The 24,294-nt window shown below is 67.5% G+C and carries 18 protein-coding genes; 9 read left to right on the top strand and 9 right to left on the bottom strand.

Annotated features, from left to right (window positions below; genetic code table 11):
- Positions 1 to 1,009 precede the first annotated feature (1,009 nt).
- Positions 1,010 to 1,189: a DUF3040 domain-containing protein gene (locus ABZS58_RS46170; RefSeq protein WP_354790677.1), complete on the bottom strand. Its 180-nt coding sequence runs from the start codon at positions 1,187 to 1,189 to the stop codon at positions 1,010 to 1,012.
- 504 nt (positions 1,190 to 1,693) lie between these two features.
- On the opposite strand from ABZS58_RS46170, the gene ABZS58_RS46165 reads away from it, so the two are divergent.
- The 3 genes from ABZS58_RS46165 to ABZS58_RS46155 all read left to right on the top strand — a co-directional run bounded on the left by ABZS58_RS46165 (position 1,694) and on the right by ABZS58_RS46155 (position 9,361).
- A complete protein-coding gene (locus tag ABZS58_RS46165; protein ID WP_354790676.1) occupies positions 1,694 to 8,500 on the top strand; it encodes an RHS repeat-associated core domain-containing protein in 6,807 nt (2,268 codons plus the stop codon).
- Positions 8,501 to 8,542: 42 nt separating this feature from the next.
- A complete protein-coding gene (locus tag ABZS58_RS46160; protein ID WP_354790674.1) occupies positions 8,543 to 8,869 on the top strand; it encodes a hypothetical protein in 327 nt (108 codons plus the stop codon).
- Between the two features lie 267 nt (positions 8,870 to 9,136).
- A complete protein-coding gene (locus ABZS58_RS46155) occupies positions 9,137 to 9,361 on the top strand; it encodes a hypothetical protein (protein ID WP_354790672.1) in 225 nt (74 codons plus the stop codon).
- Between the two features lie 6 nt (positions 9,362 to 9,367).
- On the opposite strand, the gene ABZS58_RS46150 is transcribed toward ABZS58_RS46155, so the two are convergent.
- The 4 genes from ABZS58_RS46150 to ABZS58_RS46135 form a co-directional block, all read right to left on the bottom strand.
- On the bottom strand, positions 9,368 to 11,062 hold the full coding sequence (locus tag ABZS58_RS46150) for an IS1182 family transposase (protein WP_354790681.1): 1,695 nt from the start codon (positions 11,060 to 11,062) through the stop codon (positions 9,368 to 9,370).
- A 148-nt stretch (positions 11,063 to 11,210) separates the two neighbouring features.
- A complete protein-coding gene (locus ABZS58_RS46145) occupies positions 11,211 to 11,708 on the bottom strand; it encodes an integrase core domain-containing protein (protein WP_354790670.1) in 498 nt (165 codons plus the stop codon).
- Positions 11,709 to 12,075: 367 nt separating this feature from the next.
- Positions 12,076 to 12,420 carry a hypothetical protein gene (locus ABZS58_RS46140; protein ID WP_354790668.1) on the bottom strand — a complete coding sequence of 115 codons (345 nt, stop codon included), beginning with the start codon at positions 12,418 to 12,420 and terminating at the stop codon, positions 12,076 to 12,078.
- Entirely contained in the window at positions 12,398 to 12,673 is a 276-nt protein-coding gene (locus ABZS58_RS46135) for a hypothetical protein (protein WP_354790667.1), read from the bottom strand. The genes ABZS58_RS46140 and ABZS58_RS46135 overlap by 23 nt, the downstream gene beginning before the upstream one ends.
- 783 nt (positions 12,674 to 13,456) lie before the next feature.
- Between ABZS58_RS46135 and ABZS58_RS46130 the strand changes: the two genes are divergently transcribed.
- The 4 genes from ABZS58_RS46130 to ABZS58_RS46115 all read left to right on the top strand — a co-directional run bounded on the left by ABZS58_RS46130 (position 13,457) and on the right by ABZS58_RS46115 (position 18,113).
- Positions 13,457 to 14,878 (top strand): Fic family protein, encoded by a 1,422-nt coding sequence (locus tag ABZS58_RS46130; protein ID WP_354790665.1) that lies wholly within the window; start codon positions 13,457 to 13,459, stop codon positions 14,876 to 14,878.
- A gap of 286 nt (positions 14,879 to 15,164) precedes the next feature.
- Positions 15,165 to 16,244: a site-specific integrase gene (locus tag ABZS58_RS46125; protein ID WP_354790664.1), complete on the top strand. Its 1,080-nt coding sequence runs from the start codon at positions 15,165 to 15,167 to the stop codon at positions 16,242 to 16,244.
- A gap of 686 nt (positions 16,245 to 16,930) precedes the next feature.
- Positions 16,931 to 17,443 carry a hypothetical protein gene (locus tag ABZS58_RS46120; RefSeq protein ID WP_354790663.1) on the top strand — a complete coding sequence of 171 codons (513 nt, stop codon included), beginning with the start codon at positions 16,931 to 16,933 and terminating at the stop codon, positions 17,441 to 17,443.
- 355 nt (positions 17,444 to 17,798) lie between these two features.
- Entirely contained in the window at positions 17,799 to 18,113 is a 315-nt protein-coding gene (locus tag ABZS58_RS46115; protein WP_354790661.1) for a hypothetical protein, read from the top strand.
- A gap of 154 nt (positions 18,114 to 18,267) precedes the next feature.
- Here ABZS58_RS46115 and ABZS58_RS46110 read toward each other — a convergent pair whose 3' ends face one another.
- Positions 18,268 to 18,528, bottom strand: a complete 261-nt coding sequence (locus ABZS58_RS46110; protein WP_354790660.1) for a hypothetical protein — start codon at positions 18,526 to 18,528, stop codon at positions 18,268 to 18,270.
- A gap of 216 nt (positions 18,529 to 18,744) precedes the next feature.
- On the opposite strand from ABZS58_RS46110, the gene ABZS58_RS46105 reads away from it, so the two are divergent.
- Positions 18,745 to 19,806 carry a hypothetical protein gene (locus tag ABZS58_RS46105; protein ID WP_354790659.1) on the top strand — a complete coding sequence of 354 codons (1,062 nt, stop codon included), beginning with the start codon at positions 18,745 to 18,747 and terminating at the stop codon, positions 19,804 to 19,806.
- 83 nt (positions 19,807 to 19,889) lie between these two features.
- Here ABZS58_RS46105 and ABZS58_RS46100 read toward each other — a convergent pair whose 3' ends face one another.
- From ABZS58_RS46100 to ABZS58_RS46090, 3 genes are all read right to left on the bottom strand, one after another.
- A complete protein-coding gene (locus ABZS58_RS46100) occupies positions 19,890 to 20,399 on the bottom strand; it encodes an Imm21 family immunity protein (RefSeq protein ID WP_354790679.1) in 510 nt (169 codons plus the stop codon).
- A 414-nt stretch (positions 20,400 to 20,813) separates the two neighbouring features.
- On the bottom strand, positions 20,814 to 22,127 hold the full coding sequence (locus tag ABZS58_RS46095) for a hypothetical protein (RefSeq protein ID WP_354790658.1): 1,314 nt from the start codon (positions 22,125 to 22,127) through the stop codon (positions 20,814 to 20,816).
- Between the two features lie 226 nt (positions 22,128 to 22,353).
- Entirely contained in the window at positions 22,354 to 22,572 is a 219-nt protein-coding gene (locus tag ABZS58_RS46090; RefSeq protein ID WP_354790656.1) for a hypothetical protein, read from the bottom strand.
- Between the two features lie 74 nt (positions 22,573 to 22,646).
- Here ABZS58_RS46090 and ABZS58_RS46085 point away from each other — a divergent pair, with 74 nt between their 5' ends.
- The gene (locus tag ABZS58_RS46085; RefSeq protein WP_354790655.1) at positions 22,647 to 23,594 is read left to right on the top strand and encodes a tyrosine-type recombinase/integrase; all 948 of its coding nucleotides are present in this window, start codon (positions 22,647 to 22,649) and stop codon (positions 23,592 to 23,594) included.
- The last annotated feature ends 700 nt before the right edge of the window (positions 23,595 to 24,294 follow it).

Here is a 24,294-nt window from a genome sequence, read left to right as displayed (position 1 = left end):
GATGACAGGAGCCCGGTAAACCGAGAGGTTTACGCCGGGATCTGTGGGAGCCGGAGGGTGAGACCCCCTCCGGCCACCCGACACGGCACCTGTTCCCATTCGACCCAGCATATGGGCAGCCCTTAACGAAAGACCCGGGCTAACATTCTCGCCATCCTCAGCGCCATGCACGTCGACGCTGGTCGCCTGACCGACGCGCTCGCGCCGACCCAGGAGGCCGTGGAGGTATGGCGAACAATTGCCTCGACGGACAACGGGATCGAGTCGTTCCGCTGGTCAGCAAAACCAGGTTCGGAGACTGACCGGTCAGTGCGCGAGCCAGGTGGGCCTCGAAAGTGAGGGCGGTGAGCTCCACGAGATGACCGCCGACAGTTATCAACACGAAATCGTCACGGAGTTCGGTGGTGACGCTGAGCCGAGGCGCGACCGGCTCCTCGTCGTCACTCCATGGCAGCGCTGCGTTGGACATGTCAACCGCCGATCTCATGGATGTGCCAGCCCTCGCGAACCGCGACGCCGGCGTTCGTTGTGGACGCACGGCGACAGCGATGCGGCGCCACGACAGGACGCAGCATCATCGAGGGTAGAGGACCTTCCCGGCCGCCTGACCTTTCCGACGCCGCGGCCCGCTTCGTTCGACCAGACGCATGCCGAGCACGTCCGTGACCATCAAGACGGCTAGCCGGGGCATACCGGCTCACGAACCGCGGTGATGCCGACGGCGAGACCGCTCCAATCGTCATCATCGGCTTCCCCCGCCACCGATCGTCGGTTCGAATGAGTTCGCTGTCCCGTGCTGCTGCCGATCGGTCACGCCACTCCCTTTGCGACGTCGCACTGCGGGCAGAGGGCTTCCGCCAAGACCGCACGGGCGCCGTCGCACGCCGGGCTCCGAGGGCATCGGTCAGCCAGGCCCGAACTTGTCCTGGGGCGAGCAGACGCAGACGCATGCCAGCAGCGCTCCGAAACACCGAGCACTGCCAGAACCCAGACGGTCGACACTGCAGGATCAGCCACGACTACTGCCGACACGCCGCCCAGAGCCGCCAGCAGCGCTCCGAGCGCCAAATAAGCAGCGCCATCGCATTACCGGCTCGAACAGCGACCACGTTCGCGCCAGCGCCGGGTCGTCGCCTGCAATCTGCTGTTCGATCTGCCGCAGACGCCACAACTCGTCGTCGTTGAGCATCGAACCATCCATCAGTCTCCGTCACCGGCAGTCATCGGACCACCGGCGATCATCGCCGCGAGATATGACGAATGTTCTGCAAGTGAATGACAGTTACGATATAATTTTTAGTAGAGGCTTCAGCCGCCAAGGGATCACACCCCGAGCCCCAACGGACCGACAGGGGCGACGACCGTCTCGTTGGTGACGACCTGGAGCACGGCGCTGCCAGTGTCAGTCCTCGCGCATAGACGTGCATGGCATTGAATGTCATGACTTCGGGCGATATGCGACTATCGTCGCCGGACGGTGGCACCAGACCAATTCGGTCGATTGCCTGTTTCTGCTATTGAAGTGGATTCGGGCATTACACACAGTCATGCTGCGGGGTCATCGACGGTTCTGGCTGCCAGGGGGCCAAAGCAAGTATCGATCTTGAGACCGTCCAGGTGATTGACCGGCCAGTCGAGCGCTCCGTACCTTCAGCGCCTACAGAGATCAACTGGCGGGGAGGCTGGTCAGGTCATGGACAACAGGTTCTGGCGACGACGAGGCGGGTTCATCGCCTTATCGCATACGTCGCGTCGAGGGTGGGGCCGCGCACTGACCAACGCCGTGGCGTTGTTCCTCGCAGTGACGCTCGTTGAGGTGGTTGCTCCGCCGGCACCGGTGCAGGCGGCACCGCCGGCGAAGGCGGAGTGTCCTGCTGAACGTCCCGATCGCATTGCCGCCGTGCTTGCCGCCCGCTGGTGCAACGGAAAGGTCGAGGTTTCCGGCGAACGGTCGGAGACGTTGCAGTTGTGGGCGAACGCCGACGGTTCGCTGACGGCCGAGCAGCATGCCGGTCCGGTCCGGATGCGGGACGGCAAGGGTGGCTGGAAGCCGGTCGACGCGGCGTTGCAGACCGACGCCGACGGTTCGGTGTCGGCGAAAGCGCATCCGCGGGGCCTGAGGCTCGCCGGTGCGACCGGTGACGGCGAGCATGATCTGGTCAAGCTCGGGACCGGTGACGACGCGATCAGCCTGTCGTGGCTGGGCAGGCTGCCGAAGCCGGTCGTCGACGGGACCCGCGCCACCTACCCGAATGTGCTCGATGGTGTGGATCTGGTCATTGAGGCGACCCGCACCGGGTATGAGCAGTTCTTCGTGGTGAAGACCCGCGAAGCGCTCGCCCGGGCGGGCAAGCTAAACCTGCGTCTCAAAGCTCCCAAACTCACCGTTTCGCCGGACGGTGCGGGTGGTCTGCTGTTCAAGGACGCGGCAGGCAGGGACGCGGGCCGCATTCCGCAGCCGTCGATGTGGGACGCCGCTGTCGGTGAGCAGTCACTGGATCACCTGCGGGTTGCCGCGGTTGGGCTGTCGGCCACCCAGGTCGGCGCGAACATCGCCCTGGAGTTGACGCCGGATCCGCAGTTCCTGGCCTCGCCGGACCTGACGTTCCCGGTCACGATCGACCCGACGATCAGCCCGACGTTCGACACGTTCGTCCAGAGTGGATACATCACCGACCAGTCGGGGTTGACCGATCTGAAGCTCGGCTATTCCGACGACGGCGGTTCGTGGACGGCTCGGTCGTTCCTACGGTGGGACACCTCGTTCCTGGCCGGCGCCCAGGTCAACTCCGCATCGGTCTACCTGTGGAACTACCACTCGTGGTCTTGCACGGCGGCGTCCTGGGACGTGTACGACACCGGTGCGGTGTCCACCGCGACCCGGTGGACGAGCCAGCCGAGCTGGGGCACCATCCGCGGGACGTCGACCCAGACCAAGGGTTTCAACGCCTCCTGCAACGACGGGTGGGTCTCCGCGCCGGCCACTAGCTTCTTCCAGCTCGGGTCGACGAACCCGACCCTGACGATGGGGCTGCGGGCCACCAACGAGAGCAACCACAACGGCTGGAAGCGATTCCACTCCTCTGAGGGCGCCAACCCGCCGTATGCGGTTGTCACGTTCAACGGCACCCCGCAGGTCGGCAATCGCTCCACCGACCCGTCGACCGAGTGCGTCACCGGCGCGAACCGGCCGTACATCAACAAGACCCAGCCGAAGTTGCGGGCGCAGATCACCGACCCGGAGGGTTCCCCGGTCTGGGCGCAGTTGGAATGGTCCACCACCGGCGGGACGCTGGTCGGTTCCACCACCATCGGCTCGCAGGCATCGGGATCGAACTTCGAGCACACGATCCCGTCCGGGCAGCTCACCAACGGCAGCAGCTACATGTGGCGGCTCCGTGGTACCGACACCGGCACCGCCGCCGGCGCGGGCCCGTGGACACCGTGGTGCGAGTTCACCGTGGACACCACCGAACCTACGGCCCAGCCGGGGGTGTCCTCCACGACGTTCCCGGAGAACGTCTGGACCGGTCAGCTGACCGGCTACACCGTCAGCACCGTCAACACCGCCTACGTCGGCGGGTCGACCGTCCTTGCGCTGACCGGTGACGACGCCGTGCAGCAGCTGACGCTGCCGTTCCCGATTACTTTCTACGGCCAGTCGTACAGCACCGCCTGGATCGACACCAACGGCATGGTGTCCTTCGTCAACCCCAACGGCTCACATCCCGACGACATCGTCCCGCTGCCGAACAGCGCGGAGCCGAACGCGGCCGTGTACGTCTTCGCCCAGGACCTCGTCGTGGACGCCAGCGCCAGCGTGCGGACCGCGGTCCTCGGTACCGCACCGAACCGGCAGTTCCTCATCGAGTGGAAGAACCCCTACCAGTACGGGTTCGCCTCACGCCGGCAGGACGCCGCGGTGCTGCTCAGCGAGACCGGCAGCCAGGTCACCCTCAACTACACCAACATCGACAACGCCTACGAGCAGGGCTCCGGCGCACTCACCGGCGTCGAGAACGCCGACGGCACCATCGCCACCCAGTACTCGTACCACACGTCGAGCCTGAACAACGGCGTCGCGGTCGTCTTCACCTACAACGCCGGCACCGCACCGGTGTCCGCCGGGACCGCCGCCAACTTCACGTTCACCCCGTCCGGTGTCACCGACGTCGCCTCCTACCAGTACGGCGTCGACACCAACCCACCCTCGACCGTGGTCAACGCGGCATCCCTCGGCGGCAACGCCACCGTCGCCATCACCCCCGACAGCGACGGACCCCACACCCTCTACGTCCGCTCCCAGGACCGCGCCGGGAACCAGTCGCCGATCAAGGCATACCAGTTCAACGTCGGCCACGGTGGTATCACCAGCCCCAAGACCGGCGACATCAGCGCCGGCAAGGTCGCCCTGACCGTCGCCACCAGCCCGGCCGTCGCCGGCGTCACCTACCAGTGGCGACGCGCTGACACCGACGCATGGCGGACTATCCCACTCGCCGATGTCTCCGTCGCCGCCGGCGGCGGACCCGTCACCTGGCCGCAGCAGCGCACCAGCGGCCAGTTCGCCAAGCTCAACTGGAACCTCGACACCACCCTCAACAACGCTGAAGCCGGTCCAGATCCACTTGACGGGCCGCTACAGGTCCGGGCGCTGTTCACCGGTGGCGCCTCGGTCTCAGTCAAGATCACCTTCGACCGCAACCAGGCCTCGGCCGCCACGCAGAATGTCGGGCCGGGCTCGGTGAACCTGCTGACCGGTAACTACAGCCTCGGCGGCACCGATGTCTCGGTCGCGTCGTACGGTTCTGATCTGTCCGTGACCCGGACCTTCAACACGCGCCGGCCCGCATCCACCGACAAGGCCGGTATGTTCGGCCCCGGTTGGGTTTCCGGTGTCGCCGTCGATGCAGCCGAGGCCCCGTACACCGACCTCGCGGTCACCGGATCGCTGGTCCAGGTGGGATTGCCCGACGGTGACACGCTCGGGTTCACCGAGACTGTTGTCGACGGCACGGGCAAGAAATATGAGGCCGAGAACGGGTTCCAGCAGCTGCGCCTCACCTACACCACGGCGGGTGACAGCTACACGCTGGTCGACATCGACGGCAACTCCGTACTGTTCACCCGGATCGCCGGGGCCGCCGTCGGGGTGTACAACCCGACTGCGGTGACCACGCCCGGTGTGAACCAGACGACGTCGATCAGCTGGCAAAAGGTCACGGTCGCCGGCACCGACGTGGTGCGGCCGACCCGGATGCTGGCACCCGTGCCTAGCGGGGTCACTTGCACCACTCTGGTGAAGGGCTGCCGGGCACTGGACTTCACCTATGCCGCCACCACCACGGCCACCGGCACCGGCGCCACCCAGTGGGGCGACTACACCGGCCGGATCACCCAGGTGACGCTGACCGCCTGGGACCCCGATGCCGCACCGGCGGCGATGCGCACGATCTCGGTCGCAAAGTACAGCTACGACAGCAACGGACGGCTCCGCGCGGTCTGGGATCCGCGGCTCGACTGGACCGACACCTCGACCGTGCCGCCGACCACCCAGCGGGTCACGATCACCTACGACTACAACACCGACGGCACCGTCTCCACCCTCACGCCACCGGCCCAGCAGCCGTGGCAGTTCACATACACCACCATCCCCGGCGACCCCGGCGTGGGACGGCTGGCGCAGGTAAGCCGATCGGCGCTGACCGCCGGTACCGCGCGACAGACCATCGTGTACAAGGTTCCGGTGTCCGGCACCGGTGCGCCGTACGACTTGTCCGCGGCCCAAACCACTCGGTGGGGCCAGGCCGAGCAGCCAGTCGACATCACCGCGCTCTTCGACCCAGGGCAGGTGCCGGCCGCCGATCAGAGCACCGGCGCCAAGCCAGCCACCTATGAGCGGGCCACGATCGCCTATCTGGACCCGAACGGCCGGCCGGTCAACCTGGTGATACCCGGCGGACACACCACCACGACCTGGTACGACAGCTCCGGCAACGCCGTGCGTGAGCTCACCGCGGCCAACCGCGCTCGGGCGCTTGACGGGTCGACGACCGACACGGCCGCTCAGGAGGCGGTGATCGCCGGGACACTGTCGACGCAGAGCGTGTACTCGGTCGACGGTCGACGGCTCCTCGAGGTGTACGGCCCGGAACACGAGATCGCTTTGCCGAACGGATCGACAGTGCGCGGCCGGTCTCGCACGGTCAACACCTACGACCAGGGTGCACCGTCGACGGGGGCACCGTTCGATCTCGTGACCACCGAGACGACCTCGGTGTGCTACGGAACGGGCACCTGCACTCAGGTCGACCCGAGAACGACCACCACCGGATACGACTGGTCGTTGCGCGAGCCGATCATCTCCACGATCGACCCGGGCGGCCTGGCCCTGAGCACCCGCACCACCTATGACGCGAACACCGGACAGATCACCTCGACGACGCAGCCGGCCGGTGGCGCGACAACCAACACCCCAGCCACCCAGACCACCGTCTACTACCGCAGCGGCACCGGTTCCGGCTATACCGAGTGCGACAGCCGTCCCGAATGGGCCGGCCTGACCTGCCGGGTCCAGCCCGGCGGTCAGGCGGCCAGCGGACCGGAACTGCCGCTCACGGTCACCACCTACGACATCTACGGTCACCCGCGGATCGTCACCGAGAAGACCAGCACCGGCACCAAGCGAACCTCGACCACAACCTATGACGGCGCCGGTCGCACCTCGACAGTCTCGATCACCGACGCGACCGGCACGAGCCAGGCTCTGCCGACCACCCGCACCGTGTACGACAACGCAAGCGGCCAGGCGGTCCGTACAGAATCACTCGACTCCGGCAACAACGTCACGGCCAAGATCGTGCGGGTGTACGACACGCTTGGCCGGATCACCTCCTACACCGACGCCGACAACACCTTGTCGACCACGTCATATGACCTGAATTCCCGTGTCTCCTCGACGACCGACGGTCAGGCCACCCGCGCCTACACCTTCGACGGCGGCACCGAACGACGCGGCCTGCCCACCCAGGTCCAGGACGGTCAGGCCGGCATCCTGACCGCCACCTATGACCCTGAAGGCAGACCGCTGACCGAGACCTGGCCGAACGGGGTCGTCGTGACCAGAACGTATCGCGAGGATGGCGTCGTTGCGGGCATCGCGTACAACCAGCCCGGCTGCGGGCAGAGCAACTGCACGCTGTTCACCGAGGCGATCCGGTCGTCGGCGCACGGCGAGACCCGCGACCGCACGTCTTCGCTGTCGACGCAGCGGTTCACCTACGACAACGGCGGCCGGATCACGACCGCGAATGACATCGTCGACGGCTCCTGCACGACGCGGGTCAACGGATACAACACCGCGTCCGACCGCACCACGCTCACCAATTACGGACCCGCCGCCGCCGGAGCGTGCCAGACCACCACGGCACTCACGACGACGACCTGGACATACGACACCGCCAGCCGGGTCAACACCAGCGGCTACGTGTACGACCTGCTCGGCCGCACGTCGACCGTGCCCGGTGCGGACACCCTGACCACAGGTGGCGGCGGCACGTCGCTGACGTACCATGCCAACGACATGGCACGCACCCAGACGCAGGACACCAGAACCATGACCTACACGCTCGACGTGGTGGCCAACCGGTTCCGCAGCTGGAGCGACAGCGACGGCACAAGCACCCTCACCAACACCAGCCACTACGCGACCGACAGTGACAGCCCGTCGTGGATGGTGACTGGCACGAACCAGGTCATTCGCGCGATCGCCGGTGCCGGCGCCGTTGCGGCGCTCTTCACCACCGCGGCTGGCGTCAGCTGGCAGATCACCAACCTGCACGGCGACTTCGTCGCGGGGATGGCGTCCAGCGGCTTCGGCCTCCTCTACACCGGCGACTTTACGGAAAGCGGACGTCCGCACAACCCAGCCGCCCAACAGCGTGGGTACGGCTGGCACGGTGCCGACCAACGATGGTCGGATACTCCCGGCGGCATGACATTGATGGGTGCCCGGCTCTACTCGCCGGCCACCGGCAGGTTCCTCAGTGTCGATCCAGTGTACGGCGGTAATGCGAACGCCTACGATTACTGCTCCGGCGACGCGATCAACTGCTCTGACACCACCGGCCTGTGGGGATGGAACGGCCTTAGCTGCAGACACACCTCCACAAAGCGCATCAGCGGCGTGTGGACAAGCGGCGTCGACATCGGAGTTCGGTGCGACATGAGCCACGGTTGGGTCATACTGGCAATTGCACTTAATGCAGCCTCCGGTTATATGCTGGGTGCGGCTATCGGTGGGGCTATCGGCAAGCATCCAGGCGCAGTCGTTGGTGTCCTTGCTGGAATCGTTGTCCCCAGCATGTACTGGTGGAAATGCAAGAACAACAACGGCGTCTACTTCACGGCAAAACTGCACTATCGCTGGACCAACGCTTTCGGCGATACTTGGTGGAACACGTGGGGTTGGCCCGACTCTATTAGGTTCGGCTGCCGTTAGCGCAACACCCTCCCGTCCGAAGCCATAGCTTATGGAGCATCAATGCGCATAGCAGAAGGATTGCTATTCATGGCGTTAATGAGTATCGGCGGCACCCTGTTCGGCCATGCCGTGGTTTCGGTCGGATGGTTGCGTCAGCCGACAAATCATCGGATGTGGGGCACGCTCGGTGCACTGCCGAGGGGTCGTTTCGCTGCATACTTCGGAGTGCTCGGCTTCGCGTGGCTCACAATCGCAGTACTGCTATGGTTCGGGCGGGGCGAGTCGTACACAGTGCCGATCGTCGGTGCGCTCGGCGCGCTCGTGGCGATACTCGTGATCGGCTGGATCGCCGCGGTCGTGCGTAATCGAAAGACCCCGGTGACGTGACACAGGCATGACAATCGGGTGGGCCGAAGGCGTTTGCTTCGGCCCACCCGTGGCCTTGCCCTCGACACATGATGTTGGTCGGAACATCCGCCGATCCTGACAATCGGCACGTCAGACCAGTCGTGCTGCGGCGCGCCGTGGGTTGTCGCGGACACTGCGCCTGCCGATAATGCCATCCATGCAAGTGGCGGACCCTGTCTGCCTCCTCCTGGTCAACGGGTCGCCCGGCGGTCAAGACCGGAGCGGGACGCGGCAGGATGATCTCTCGTGCTGCCGCGTCTGGCTTACCTAACTGTCACGAACGCGTTCGCCGCGTTGCGTCTGCTGCCGGTGGGGGATCGCGACAAAGACGTGGAGATCCTGGCGTTGCGGCATCAGATCACCGTCCTGGAGCGGCAACTCGGCACTGACCGGGTGAAGTTCGCGGCCGAGGACCGGGCGTTCCTCGCCGCTCTTCTCGCTCCCCTGCCCCTGCTCGACTCTGTTGCCTAATTCCGTCTATGCGGCGAGGGTGAGATCGAGTCTGCTCAGGTGGGTGGTTCGGGTGCGGTTTATGGGTGTGCCGGTCCACCAGGCGTAGAGGCGGATGAGGTTGACTGCGGTCGCAGCGAAGGAGTGTTCCAGGGCGACTTTGTCCAGGCCCACATATCGGGCTTGGCGGATGCCGGTCACTGCGGTGGTCTGGTGGATGGTGCCTTCGATCCCGGCCCGAGTCCGGTAGGTCTGTTTCCAGGCGTCGGTTTGCTGCTCGGCGCGGGCGTCACGCAGCGCTTCGTGCAGGTGACGGGGTCGGAGCGTCAGCTGCCGTCGGCGTTGCTGCGAGCGGGTGCACTCGGTGCGGGCCGGGCAGACGATGCAGGCGCCGAGAGGGAAGCTGACCACGATGACGTCTTGGCCGTCTTGCCGGGCCGGGTTCCAGGTCGCCGAATGATGGCCCTGTGGGCAGGTCGCCCGTTGCTGGTCGAAGTCGATGGTGAACTTGTCGCGGGCATACGGGCTGCCCTCGCGGGCGTGGCGGGAGGAGTCACCGCGCATCGGGCTGATCAGCCGGACCTGGTGCTCGGTCCGGCAGGTCAGCAGGCTTTTGGTGGACGGGTAACCGGCGTCCATCAGGTGCTCGGCAGGCAGCAGGTCCCGGTCGGCGAGCATGGTGTGGATCGGCATCGTCATCGCCGAGTCGGCTACGGCGGCGTGGGTGGTGGCCACGTTGGTGATCAGGTTCGGCGGCAGGGCAGGGTCGGTGGTGCCGTCGTCTGTCGGGGTGTTGTCGCAGGTCTCGCTGATGTGGACTTTGTAGCCTTCCCAGCTGGTGCCGCGTTTCTCGCTGTAGCGGGCATCGGTGTCGTACGGAGAGATGATCCTTGATCTGCCCGGCGGGAGCCCGTGCAGATCGGTGTCCCGCCAGATCACCCGCCCGGACTCGCTGGTGGTGTACTGCTGGATCCATACCTGCCGCAGCACGTCGACGGCGGGAATCTCGCGCAGCCAGTGCGGGGCCCGCCGGTCGGCGACCGCTTTGAGCAGCCGGTAGCCGTCTCGGCCGGTCTGCACGGCGAGCTTCTGCCGGCCGGTCTGATCCTTCGGCAGCCGCCACTCGTCGATGCGGGCGCCGTACCGTTTGACCATCTCGGCGTCAACGTGGCCGGCCAGCCACTGCGGTGCCGCCGCGGCCAGGGCCTCCAACGCCGCCCGTAGGGTCTCACCGACCATCTCCAGCCGGTTGAGATCACGGACCGCGGCAACGACATGGGTCGCGTCGGTGCGCTGACGACCCCGTGCCGTGACCAATCCCAGCTCTACCAGCCGGTCCAGGAGGATCTCGAAGGCCATGCCTTGCAGGTCATGGGCGACCAGCCGGGCCCGGAACTGCGAGAGCACGCTGAAGTCGAAGCCCGGATCGGCCAGTGTCAGGCCCAGGCAGTACTTCCAGTCGATGCGTCCGCGCACTGCGTCCGCGGCCTGCCGATCGGTGAGGTTCTCCGCGAACTGCAACACCGTGATCATCGCCAACTGTCCCGGCGAGATTCCGGGCTTGCCCCGGATCCCGAATGCGTCGATGAACGCCCCGTCGGCGAAGACCTCGCCCAGCTCATCACGCACCCGCATGGCCAACGTCGGCTTCCGGAACGCCGCCCTGGCCACCGCCACGGTCTGCTCCGGAACCTCCGCGAGCACACGCGGACGCATCGACATCACCACTCACCTCACCCGAACGCTGCCGCAGGCCACCGAACCATGAACAATCCTCACTGGACAGTGCAGCCACGTCACGGACCACAACCGGCGCGCCGGGAATTAGGCAACAGAGTCCTGCTCTTGCCGAAAACCTCATCCGTGCAGGTCAGGCGGCATGTCGGTATTCGTGGAGGATGCCGCCGAGGCGATCGCGTCTTCGTATGTCGAGGCGGGTGATCTTGTCCGGATCGGCGATCGGTGTGGGTAGCGAGCGGAGCGGGCGGGCGTTCGCGATGCCCTGGTGTGGGCGGTGTCCGTTGTAGAACTGTTCGAACTCGCGCAGCGCGTGGAGCAGGTGTCGCTGATTCCAGATCAAGGTCCGGTCCAGCAGTTCGTGGCGGCAGGTCTGGACCCAACGTTCCATGATCGAGTTCATTCTCGGTACCTGGATTCCACTGAGCACGACGTCGATGCCCGCGTCGGCGAGGACAGCGTCGAACAGTTCGGCGAACTTGGCGTCCCGATCGCGGATCATGAGCCGCGCCCGGGAACCGTTGTCTTCGAGGTCCATGACAAGGTTCTTCGCGGCCTGCACCACCCATGCGGTGCTTGGGTGCGGGGTGGCGCCCAGGATGTGGATTCGGCGGCTGGCGTGCTCGATCACCGCGAACACGTTGTGCTTGCCGAAAACCTCATCCGCGCAGGTCAGTATAGTTGTGGGCAGCGCGAACGAACGCCGCTGCGCAGCTGGAGGTGAACGCGTTCAAATCCTGTCGTCACTAACCACCATCATCAACCTGCTATACGCATGCTGGGCTGCACGGATGAGGTTCTCGGCGCTCGCAGGGTCCGGGCCGGTTTCGCCCATCTACTGCCACGCATCGGCAGCCCAACCAACCCACCGAAAGGCCTCCCGGCCAGGCCCCGGACGCCCGAAAGGTCGAAAGTCGACACCCGCGACCCGCTATCCAGCGGTCAAGAAGACCAACGCCAGGCCCCGCCGGAAGGCGAAACGACGTCAAACGCGAAGCTCAGGCGGCGCGTTGTTGTAGGCGGCTGGCTGCGTGGGTGATCATGGCGACGCCGCGTTGCAGTTCGATTGCTGGGTCGACCTCGGTGCCGGTGGCGTGTCTGGCGGTGACGATGCCGTCGATGATCCATTGCCGGACCAGGGTGGACCAGGCGACGCCCTGGGCTGATGCGAGTGCGACCAGTTCCTCGAACACGTCGGTGGGCAGGCGCAGGGATCGGCTCACCATCACCTCGGGGATGACTTCGATCGGTTCGGTGTTCGCGCGGGCGCTGGTGTCGCCGGTCTCGCCGCGCCGGTACCGGTCGATCTTGTCTCGGTCCTCAGGCTTCATCGGAACCTCCAAAGACGTGGGTCCACTTCAATTCGGTGGCGAACCCGGCCTCGAACGCGATCGCGAGCTCCCACACGCCGTCGTCGCCCTCGGTCAGCCATACGGTCACGAGACGCCCGTCAACCCGGCCGGTGACCGCCCGGGTCGACGCGTCGATGTCCTCGATCAGTGTCGGCTGGGCGGCGAGCGCGGCGTTGATTGCTGGCAGGGTGACACCCTGTTCGGCTGCCGCGTCGATGCCGTCGACCGTGAGTATCACGCGCACGGCTCAGCGTAGCACGCCACGTGCTACGCGACGGTGGCGTGGCGGCAATCCCCGCTCAGGCGTGAACCGACTGGACGACACGGCCGGCACTCGACCGACCGCGGTGACGGCCGGGTTCCGGTTGGCGTTGGGACGCGACTGGGCGGGGTGCGGATGCAGGCTCGGCGGGGCGGGCTGCCACGGTGAGGCGGCATGATCGTCCATTGTGGACGCGGTGCGGCCCGGTCGGGCTGGATCGCAGGCTCCTTTACTCGGCCGGTTATGCTTTGTGGTGACCTGGGAGAACGTGCTTGAGCACGTCGCTGGGGCCTCCGACGACCCCCCTGCGCACGACGAGGTAGGTGTAGGCGGACACGTCGGTGCCGACGTCGCTGCCGAACCAGCCGCAGTTGTTGTACTGCAATGTGAGTGCGCCACCGGTGACGACGCCGTTGCCGCCGCCGTTGCTGAAGCAGTTGCCGCCGGTCCACTTCGCCAGGTCGTCCTTCGCCGCTGAAGAGTAGGCCGGGTTGCCGTCGAAGTCGTCGAGACCGATACCCCCGCCTCCGCCGCCGGTCGCACTGGCGGTGACGGACAGCGGGCTGGACGCGGCCGAGGTGCATGTTGATGCTGTTTTCCACTGGAGGCCGCGTCGTCGTCACCGGCGAGCCTGGAGTCGGCAAGTCGTGGCTGTGCGAGCAACGACGCCGCGTCGATGTCCGGGCGCTACTGGGTGGCGTTGGCGAACGACGTGGTCGAAACCCGCCCCACGGAACGGCAGGCTTCGTGGCACGATGACCGGCGATGACGATTGCGACGCTCACCTGGGCGGATGTCGATCCTGCCCGGCATCCGTTCGATCCGGGCACGGTGCATGATGTGGTGCGGGTGGTCGCTCCGGCCGGTGGGGTGCCGGCGCCGTACCGGTACAGCCGCTTCACTGTCTTCGATCCGGCGACGGCCGAGGCGGACTGGAGCCGGGAGCGGGCCGCGGAAGAGGCGCGCTGGGCGTGGCAGCAGGCGATGGACGTGGCGCTCGTCGAGCACTACGGGGGTTGGGCCGCTGGCTGGAACGCGCAGATGGGCGGGCGCACCGCCGGCGGTGCGCTGGTGCTGCGGTGGAACGGCGCCCGGGACTCGATCACCACGCCGGAGGAGGCTCTCGAAGCCGTCGCCGGGGCGTTGCTGGACTGGCGGACGTTCCTGGAGGACCTGGCCGAGCTGTTCGCGCGGCACCTGCCGCTGCCCGCGGAGTCCAGCGCGGCGTTCGTCGCCTGGGAGGCCACGGTTGCCACGCTGGTCGCGGCGGTCGCGGCCCGGTCCGGCGCGGACGAGCACTGGTACCCGGTCTGCAGCTTGGCCCTGAAATGGTTCCTCGATGTCGCCGAGGTGCCGGGCGACGGGCACGACGCGCTCGTCGAGGCCGCGGTCGGCGGGCGGTTCTGGAGTTCGGTGTCCCCGCAGGGCGCGGAGGTGGCCGACGCGGCGGAGTCGCTGGCGGCGGCGCTGACCGGCGTCACGCCACCACCGGACGATGCGTGGCCCGACATCTGGCCGCAGGACTGGCCGAGCTGGCGCAGCACGGAGCTGCCGGCCGCAGCGCGGGCGCCGCGAACACCGCCGCCGGTGGTGGTGCCCGACACCCTCGCGGCGTGGCGGCGGATCCGGCGGGAAGCCCGCTGGGAGCACGCCACCGGGCACGTCGAAGGGCCGGTGCGCACCCACCGGGACGGCATCGCCGAGCACTTCGCGAAACGCGGGTGCCGCACGGTCCTTGCCGCGCTGGCGCTGGTCCGCGAGGACGCGAACGCGGGCGGCCCGCTCACGTTCGCCCGCCTCCAGGCGTGGCAGCAGCAGGTGCTCGGCACCACCACGGCGGGGTTCCGCACGACGTCCGCGTGGGCGAGGGCGGGCCGGGAGCGGTACGCCTACCGCGACGACCTGCCGGCGGCGTTCGAGGCGTGTCTGGCCGAGGCCACCGACCCATTTGTGCCGCTGCCGTCGAGGGCCGCGAGGGTGTTCCTCGATGTGCTGTTCTTCCACCCGTTCGCCGACGGCAACGCGAGATCGGCGGCGCTCGCGCTGTACTTCGTGCTCGGCAGCGATGGGGTGGTGCTGGCCCGGGCCGCGCCGCTGCTGATGACCCGCTGGCCGGCGGCCGACCCACGCGGCGCCGAGGGGCTGGCCCGTTTCGTCGCCGCGCTCATCGAGCAGACCCGGCGCTGAGGACCGACCCGCCGGGCAAGAACTCCAGTCGTGTCCGGCGGGGTCCGCCGGGTCGCAGTCGGCGACGGCCCGTATGTCTTCCGACTCCGCGGTCGCGATGCGTTCGCGCGGTGATGTTCGGCGCCGGTGCGGGTGATTGACGTCGCCGCTGTGGCGGATCCCTCGATCGGGCGACCACCCGGGCCGCGGAGTCGGGCTGGCCGTGACCCAACGGCTGGTCGCCTCGTTGGAATAGATGAGAGATGTTCGTGGTGCGGGGGCCTTGACCGAAGTTGAGGTGATCGTCATGGCCGACACCGACGTGATCGTTCGAGATCCAGCGACGGGGATGTTCGGGTTCCGGTTGGAGCTTGGCCGCGACCGCAACGGGACGCGCATGCAGGCGCGGCGGGCCGGGTTCGTCACCGAGCAGGCCGCTCTGGCCGAGTACCGTCGCCTCAGCCGCCGCCGTGATGCGAACCTGGCCCGGCCGCGGCTGAGCGACCCGGTCCAGACGGTGTGTGAGGACTGGTTGCGGTCGCGGGAGCAGGAACTGCAACCGAACACTTTGTACAACTACACGTGGCTGCTCGGGCTGGTCTACCCGTACATCGGCAAGATCCGAGCCTCGAGACTCAGCGCCCGGATGACCGAACGCGCCTACCGAGACCTGGAGCAGGCCGGCTACTCCCGAACTACCGTGCGCACGCTGGACCTGGTGCTGGCCAAAGCCTTCGCGGCGCAGACTGGCAGGACGCTGGGTTCGCGCAAGCCGCGGGAGAGCGACGAGGTGCGACCGGTGTGGACTCTTGCCGAGGCCCGGTGTTTCCTCGATCACGTCCAGGGTGATCGGCTCTATCCGTTGTGGCGGCTGCTGCTGACCACGGGCCTGCGGCGTGGTGAGCTGTGCGGACTGATGTGGCAGGACTTGGAGCAGGATCAGGGCAGTCTGAAGGTGTGCCGGCAACGGGTGGTCGAGGACCCGACCAGCGAGGTGCGGGAGAAGCCGCCCAAGTCCCACAACGGCGTCCGCACTCTGCTGCTGGACCCGGTGACCCTCGCAGCGCTGACCACCACCAAGGTGCACGCGAAGGCGCTGATGGGTTCGCGGTACATGTTCACCGGTCGTACCGGGCGGCCGCTGCGGCCGGACAATGTCACCAGCCGGTTCAACCACCTCGCCGCGAGTGCCGGGGTCCGTCCGATCGGACCGCATCAGGTCCGGCATCTGCTGGTCTCGAGCTTGCTCGATGACGGGTACGGCATCCACGAGGTCGCCGAACGTCTCGGGCATGACCCCGGCACCCTCATGCGCTACTACACCCGGGTCAGCGCCGCCCGCCGCCGCCAGGCCACTCTGCACATCGCCGAGCTCATTGCGCCCTGATCTAGGCAGATGGACGGGACCGGCAGGTCCGGCGGTCGCACGTACGGTCGTCACGATGAGGTGATCCGTTGGACCCCTTTACTCGGCAGGTTTATGCTGGTGGTGACCTGGGAGAATGTGCTTGAGCACGTCGCTGGGGCCTCCGACGACTGGGGGTCAAGGGGTCGTGGGTTCGAATCCCGCCGTCCCGACCGGGTGACAAAGGCCAGCTCAGCTGGCCTTTTCTATTGGACCTGACCGATGTGTAGTCAAGGGGTCCGACACGCGTTTTTGCCCGTACGACCGTACGGTTTGAGTCGTGGATGCTGCAGTGAGTGCTTGATGATCTCCTTGTCGTTGTGTCGGCTGGAGTCAAGGGGTCCGCAGCGGCTCCCTGGGTGTCGACCTGGAACTGCGGTTGAGCAGGCATGATGCAAACGCCGGCTGTCGTGGCGCCACCCGGTCGACACCTTGACTCGGGCGGTTGTGCCTCGCTCAATCCAACTGTCCACTGTGGATGATCACGACACATCTGTGACACGAACGCCCGTACGGTGATCTCTCTCGGCAGTCGGCTGAAGGTGCAGCCATGAGCGCGGCTGAACGAAGGGTTCGTTGCGCCGAGGCTTCCAGGGCCGGTCAGCCTGGAGCCATGATCCGCTGTGGCAGCAGGTCATAGAGCAGGTGGGCAGCACGGCGCAGCGCGCTTGCGCGCGGCGGTGACCGCGGGAAAGATCTCGTTCGTGTGCCGCTGGATCGCCGGTCTCACCGTGCTCGCGATTGCCATCGTGGCGACGGCGGTGGTCGTGCTGTGGCGCCGCGTGTACGACCCGCGGCAGTACCCGGACAGCGGCCACGTCACGCTCAGCAGCGTGCTGGAGTGGGCGGATCTGACGCTGCCGGAGTGCGGCGAGCGCGGGGTGCGGTATTGGTACTTCGGCAACTTCTTCGGCGAGGCTGACATGTTGATGCGGATGTCGGCGTCGCGTGGGTGTGTCGAACAGTTCCTGTCGGTGAATGCGGCCGAGCCCATCGCCGCTGGGGACAGGCCGCCGGTGTTCGTCACCGGCACGCCCGGCGCGTGGGGCTGGCCGGACGGCCGGCTCCTCCGCGGCTACTCCGTCGCCGCAGGCAGCGACGCATCGGTGATGGTGGAGATCGCGGCCGACCTGGATGCCACCCCGCTCGCCGATCTCTTTGTCCACGTGTCCGACAGGTGATGCCCGCCGCGCTGTCGAGAGGCCTGCCGAGCTGACGACCGCCGCACACAGCGCGCTCTTCGCGGCTATGTCCGCGATCGAGGGTTCCTGGCGAGCTGTCTACAGCATCGACGTGGCCCACGTGGGGCACTCGAGCCCGTCATTACTGTGAACTGCTACCGGGTGCCGTGGTTCGGTCCTATCGGAATGATCACGAGCGGGCGCCGGGGAGGAGTGGGGCGTCCTTGCCGATGGTGTGTGGGGGCCTGCCGCAGGTTGTCGGGCAGGAGGTGAAGTGCTGGGCCGTGAGGTGCAGCGCAGCGGGGGTCCGCCGTGGCTGGGGTAGTGTCCTCAAGATTTTTTCGGGAGGGTGTGGGTGGACAGGTTCGAGCGGATGCTGACGCTGTTACGGGGCGGACAGGTGCACAGCGCGGAGCTGTTGCGGGCGCAGGCCCCGGAAGCGTGGCTGCCGCTGTGGACCGCCGGTGAACCGCTGAGCCCCGCGCTGCGGCAGGCGCACCAGCTCGGCTCCCGGTCCCGGGTCAGCGCGGTGCGTCTCGACGACACCCACGCCTGGGCAATGGCCGGTGAGGATGTCTACCGGATCTCACGCCCCGACGGTCGGGTGGACCGGCTGCGCCTGGAAGGCCGGCACGCGTTCTACTGGGACGCCGCCTTCGCGGGGACGTAGTCGTCGCGGTCAAGGAGGAGCGGCTGCTCGTGTGGGAGCTGGCGACCGGGAAGCGGTTGCTGGCCACCGATCCCGACGACATTCCCCGGCGCGCTGGTCATCTGTGCAGCGTCGCGGTCGATGCCGGGGTCGTGGTGACCGGCACCGAGGGCGGTTACCTGCTGCAGCGGGACCTGGCCGACGGCAGGCTGCTGGGCAGGACGCCGGCCCACAGCGGTGCGGTCATGCGGGTGGCGATCAGCACCGACGGTACCGGGACGGTGCTGAGCCTCGGCGGCCTGGACAACCGTTCCAGCACGCTGTGTTTCCACGACCTCGACGGGTTACGCCGCAGCGGCGAAGCGGCGATGCCGGATCTGAGCAGCTGTGGAGGCTGGACCTGCTGGACGGCCGACGGGCGGGCGGTGACCGTCACCCAGGACGGCCTACTGACGCTCTGGGATCCCGACACGGCCGCACCCGTTGCCCGGTTCCCCACCACGACGTTCCAGAGCTGGGCGCCGGTGTTCACCGCCGGCGGCGCCTGGGCAGTGCTGGGTGAGGCGTCAGCGCTGCGGATCGTGGACCTGCGGACGGAACCTCGGGCGGCACGGTCCGCACCGACTTCACCGGCGCTGTCGCTAACGCCGCCGTGTGTGGCTCGTTCGTCTTCGCGGCGCAGGGCGGCACCGCCGGAACGCGGACCAATCTGCTGGAACTTACCGACACCGTCGCGCAGGACGACAAGGACCGGCCGCGCTTCCTCGATGCGGCCCCGGCCGGCATCGGCGGGCGGCCGGTGGTGCTCGGCGTGGACCGGGACGGCCCGCTGGAGGTGTTCGATCCGGCCGACGGCCGACGGCTCGGCGACCCGATCGGCGAGCGCGGCACCACGTACCGGAGTGTGGGCGGGTACCCGCGGCTGCGGACCGTCACCGTCGGCGGTCGTGACCTCGTCGTGGTGATGTCGAAGCTCGCACCTACCACCGTGGACCCGGGCACCGGCGAGATCCGCACCACCATCGAGCCTCCGCTGACACCCGCGGTGCTGTCCGCAGTCGCTGCCGGCAACGGCCTCATCGCTGCGGTGGACGCTGGAGGCACGCTCGCCGTCTGGGACGCGGCCACGCTGCAGGTGCGCGCTTCGGCGCAGGTGGCCGCAACGCTGGAGACGACCTCGATCGCGGTCGGCGACCTGCACGGCCGCACCGTCGTGCTGACCGGCACCGACAGCGGCGCGGTCCGCTGGTTCGACGGCGCCGACCTGACCGAACTCGCCCCACCAGGCCGGTTCGCCGAACGGACCACCCCGACCGGGTACGCCAGAAATCCCAGGCACTGGCCTGGGGCGGGCGCCGTCACCCAGCTGGACGTGTCCGGAACCATGGTGATCAGCGCCGCCGGCGACACCGTGACCTGCGCCGACATCGCCACCGGCGAGCCGTCCGGACCGCCCCTGGTGCATCCCGGCAAGGTCTGGGCGATCCTGCCGGCCCTCCTCGACGGCGCCCCAGCGGTCGCCACCAGCTGCGCCGACCACACCCTGCGGATCTGGCACATCACGACCGGCCACACCATACAGACCCTCACCCTGCCGCGACTGATCCACCGGATCCTCTCCGTCACCGCCGACCAGATCATCGTCCTGGACAGCGGCTACCTCACCGCCCTCGGCCCCCACACCACACACCCGCCCACCAACACCCAGCCATGACGAGCGCCCACGGGCCACCGCGCTCCCACTGCGGCAGATCCGCATGTCTGATCAGGTGTACGTTCGTTGCCGGCTGGTCAAGTTCATGGGGTGGGTTGGAGCTGCACGAGGATCATCCAGTTGTCACCATCGGTGCGGTGCGCCGCCCGGACCCGGTACGCGCTCGGCTCCAGGTCGACGACGAGATGGTTATCGGGCTCCAGCTCCGATCCGGGCCACGCCGAATCGAACAGCACGACCGGCCCGTCCACCACCCAGCGGACTACTTCATCGGCGTCCCACGCGACACCATCACGTACCGCACGGCGCGCAGCGCCCACCAGGTCGTCTTCGTCGTACGCCGCTGCCCACCGCAGGAACAGCCGTTCCGAGGGCAGGTACGTCGTCCTCGCCGGCTCATCGCCCAGGACAAGCGCCTGCACCTGACCGACGGCGACCACGCCAACGTCACCGTCGACTGCGCACGCCCGACCGTAGTCCCCCCACTCCTGCACCGGTCCGTCCGTGCTGTCAGCACCGGTCCACAGCGACAGCGCCGACTGCGGAGCGACGAGCAGCGGTCCACCAGCTGACGAGACCCACGTGTACGGCACCCGGCTCCACCCCGCATCGATCTTGTCAGACCGCGGCGAAGCACGGCTGCCCGCCAAGTGGCGCTGGAGAACGTCACAACGCTGGAGCCTCGTCCACGCGATGCCGCAGCCAAGCGATCAGCACGTACGGCTCCTCTCGCTGCGCCACGACTTCCCGGTCGCGTGGTCGGCCGACCGCACGGCCCAAGGTGGCGGTGAGTTCCGGCCCGTCACGATCATGCTCCTGCCGGAGCATTACCCTGGGGGAGCAGGACGACACCTGACTCGCCGCGCTGCGTGCTCGCGGCCGCCCTCGTCGCCTGCGACGCCGGCCAGTTGCGATCATGCAACGACGCCTGGCTGCTGATCCAATGGGGCACCGCGTGGCCAGGCGTCGGCGTTGATCGATGTGGTCGGTCGGTGTGTGGCGTCGGGTCAGGCCGCGACTGCAGGGAACACCACGAGTGATCCGTCGCTGCTGCGTTCGATCTCGATCGCGACGTCGGTCTGGTGGATGCCCACGTTGAGGCCATTGCCCAGGGCGCGAAGGCGGTATGCGGCTTTGAGCAGGTCGTCGACCTCGCCCTGGGTGAACATGATGCTTAGGAAACCGCTGTTGCGCTTCAACTCGAGCGTTGACAGTCGAAGGAGGACCGAGTTGATGCCTGACTCCAACTCGTCGACGCGACGCTCGTCGTCCTGCAGTGTTGCGATGAAGCTCTTGAACGGATTGTTCGCTCCGGCCAGTTGTGCGTGTTCGACTGCCTGCAGCACGAGCACTCGGCGTTTGAGTGCGATGGCGAGCCGGGCCAGCTCCAGGTGTGCGCGGAATGCGCCGCCGTCCTCGTTGACGCCGGGGAATGACGTCGTCAACGCGCCGACCTCAACCGGGCCGTCGGGCAGCGCGGCCAGCGCGCCTTGCCATTTGATGAGCCGGCGCTTGGTCCGTTCGATCGCCGTGCTGATCGCGTACGACGAGGAATCCAGCCCCAATGACAGGCCGATTCTGCCCTGGTCCAGGAGCATCGACGTGGCCTTGTCGATCGCGTCGCGACAACCGTCCAACGCGCTGCGCTCGTTCTCGAGGTTGTCGTCGTGCAACTGCTCCAAGAGGTCGGTGATGCGCTCGATCGCCTGCCGACGTTGGTGGTCGGCGTAGGCGCTGACGCCGACCGCGACGGCCATCAGCACCAGTGGCGCGGCGACCGTCAGCGCTCCGGCGCTGGCCGCGGCCACACCGGCGGTGGTGGCCGAGCCGGTCGCCGCACCGGCGACGGCGGTCTTGCCGGCAACGGGCACGAACGTGGCGTGGGCCGTGATGCCGCTGGAGTTGACCAGTGCGCCGTGAATACCTCCCGCGAATGCCTTCGAAGGCATCGGCTGGACAAGGCCTTTACCGACCTGGGCGGCGACCTTTGCCGGCACCACCATCCGGTAGAGCACGTCACCACCCGCGGCGACGTTCAGGGTCGGCGACGCTGACGTCGCTGTCTGACCCACGAGGTGCGACAACTGCTGAGCGAGCGGACTGGCGGCATGCAGCGGGATGCCGCCGTGCCGGTCACGCCTGGCCGGCATCGGATGCGCTTCCAGCGTGGCGATGGGGGAGTCCGCGAGCGTCGCCAGGACCGTTCTCAGTTCCGCGAGCCGGGCCGGTGTCATACCCTCCTCGCCGAGGACGTCCGGCACGCTCACGACGTCGGTGGCGAGTGTCCATACCGGCACGGGTGCCTGATTGTCAGCGGTCACGTCGTGTCCCTCCCCTGGGCGCGGCGTCGCCCACGCGGTCAGTGTGCCTCCTGCGCTGGGCGAGACCCAAGGCACCCACGCTGCGCTGGTGGATGTGCGACCGGATGCCGCGTCCGGCCGGGTCTACCCGCTCGCCCGGGAGTACCGGCGAGCCCTGATCGCGGAGAGTTGCGCCGCTCGGGTGCCGGGGGACCGGTGGGACCGCCTGCACGACCGGCCGGTGCCGTCACCGGCGGGCCCGCGCCAGCCGCGTCGGCGACGGTGCGGGCGGCGGCCGCCGCCCTGGCCCCCGCCGCCCGGCGGCCGATGCCGAGGCTCGGGCCGCGGCGATCCGCGACGTAACCGACCGGGTCAGGGCCGTCGCGCCGGGGGTGCCGCGCCTGCAGGCGGGCTCCTCGATCAGGTGACCGGTCTGCAACCGCAGCGCCGGCTGGTCGCGTCGCACCGCCCGGTCACCTCGTTGTATAGGTGAAGGATGTTCGTGGTGCGGGGGCCTTGACCGAAGTTGAGGTGATCGTCATGGCCGACATCGACATGATCGTTCGAGATCCAGCGACCGAGACGTTCGGGTTCCGGCTGGAGTTGGGACGCGACCGCAACGGGACGCGCATGCAATCGCGGCGGACCGGGTTCGCCACCGAGCAGGCCGCCCTGGTCGAGTACCGCCGGCTCAGCCGCCGCCGTGATGCGAACCTGGTCCGGCCGCGGCTGAGTGACCCGGTCCAGACCGTGTGTCGAGACTGGTTGCGGTCGCAGGAGCAGGAACTGCAGCCCAACACCTTGTACAACTACACGTGGCTGCTCGGGCTGCTCTACCCGTACATCGGCAAGGTGCGGGCCTCGAGGCTCAGTGCCCGGATGACCGAACGCGCCTACCGGGACCTGGAGCAGGCTGGCTACTCCCGAAGTACCCTGCGCACGCTGGACCTGGTGCTGGCCAAAGCCTTCGCGGCGCAGACGGGTAGGACTCTTGGCGCGCACAAGCCGCGGGAGAGCGACAGGGTCCGGCCGGTGTGGACGCTGGCTGAGGCCCGGCGCTTCCTTGAGCATGTCCAGGGCGATCGGCTCTATCCGCTGTGGCGGCTGCTGCTGACCACGGGTCTGCGCCGTGGCGAGTTGTGCGGGCTGATGTGGCGTGATCTGGAGCCGGATCAGGGGAGTCTGAAGGTGTGCCGGCAACGGGTGGTCGAGGACCCGACGAGTGAGGTTCAGGAGAAACCGCCCAAGTCCCACAACGGCAATCGCACCCTGCTGCTGGACGAGGCGACCCTCACCACGCTGAGCACCGCGAAAACGCACGCGAAGATGCCGGCGGGTTCGCGGTACATGTTCACCGGTCGTACCGGCCGGCCGCTGCGGCCGGACAATGTCACCAGCCGGTTCAACCGCCTCGCCGCAGGTGCCGGGGTCCGCCCCGATCGGACCGCATCAGGTCCGGCATCTGCTGGTCTCGACCCTGCTCGATGACGGGTACGGCATCCACGAGGTCGCCGAACGTCTCGGGCATGACCCCGGCACCCTTATGCGGTACTACACCCGGGTCAGCGCTGCCCGGCGCCGCCAGGCCACCCTGCGCATCGCCGAGCTCGTCGCGTCCTGATCTGGGCAGGTGGATGGGATCGGCCGGTCCGGCGGTCGCACGAACGGTCGTCACGACGAGGTGATCCGTTGGACCCCTTTACTCGGCCGGTTTATGATTGTGGTGACCTGGGAGAACGTGCTTGAGCACGTCGCTGGGGCCTCCAACGACTGGGGGTCAAGGGGTCGTGGGTTCGAATCCCGCCGTCCCGACATCGCGAAAGGCCAGCTCAGCTGGCCTTTTCTGTTGACCGCGTTGAATCTTCTGATCGTGTCATGACACACGATTTTGCCCGTACGACCGTACGGTTTTGTGTCGTGATGGCTGCTCGGAGTACTTGATGATCTCCTTGTCGTTGCGTCGGACGGAGTCAAGGGGTTCGCAGCGACCTGCCGGCGATCAACATGAAACTGCGGTTGAGCAGGAATTATGCAAACGCCATCTGTCGTGGCGCCACGCGATCGACACCTTGACTCGCAAGGTTGCATCCCGCTCAACTCGAACGTCCACTGTGGATGATCGCGACACATCTTTGACACGAACGTCCGTACGGTGATCTCTCTCGGTAGTCCGCGCAGAGGGGAGCGT

It is taken from the genome of Dactylosporangium sp. NPDC005555, assembly GCF_040605635.1.
Classification (GTDB): domain Bacteria; phylum Actinomycetota; class Actinomycetes; order Mycobacteriales; family Micromonosporaceae; genus Dactylosporangium.
This window is presented reverse-complemented; position numbering and strand designations above follow the sequence as displayed.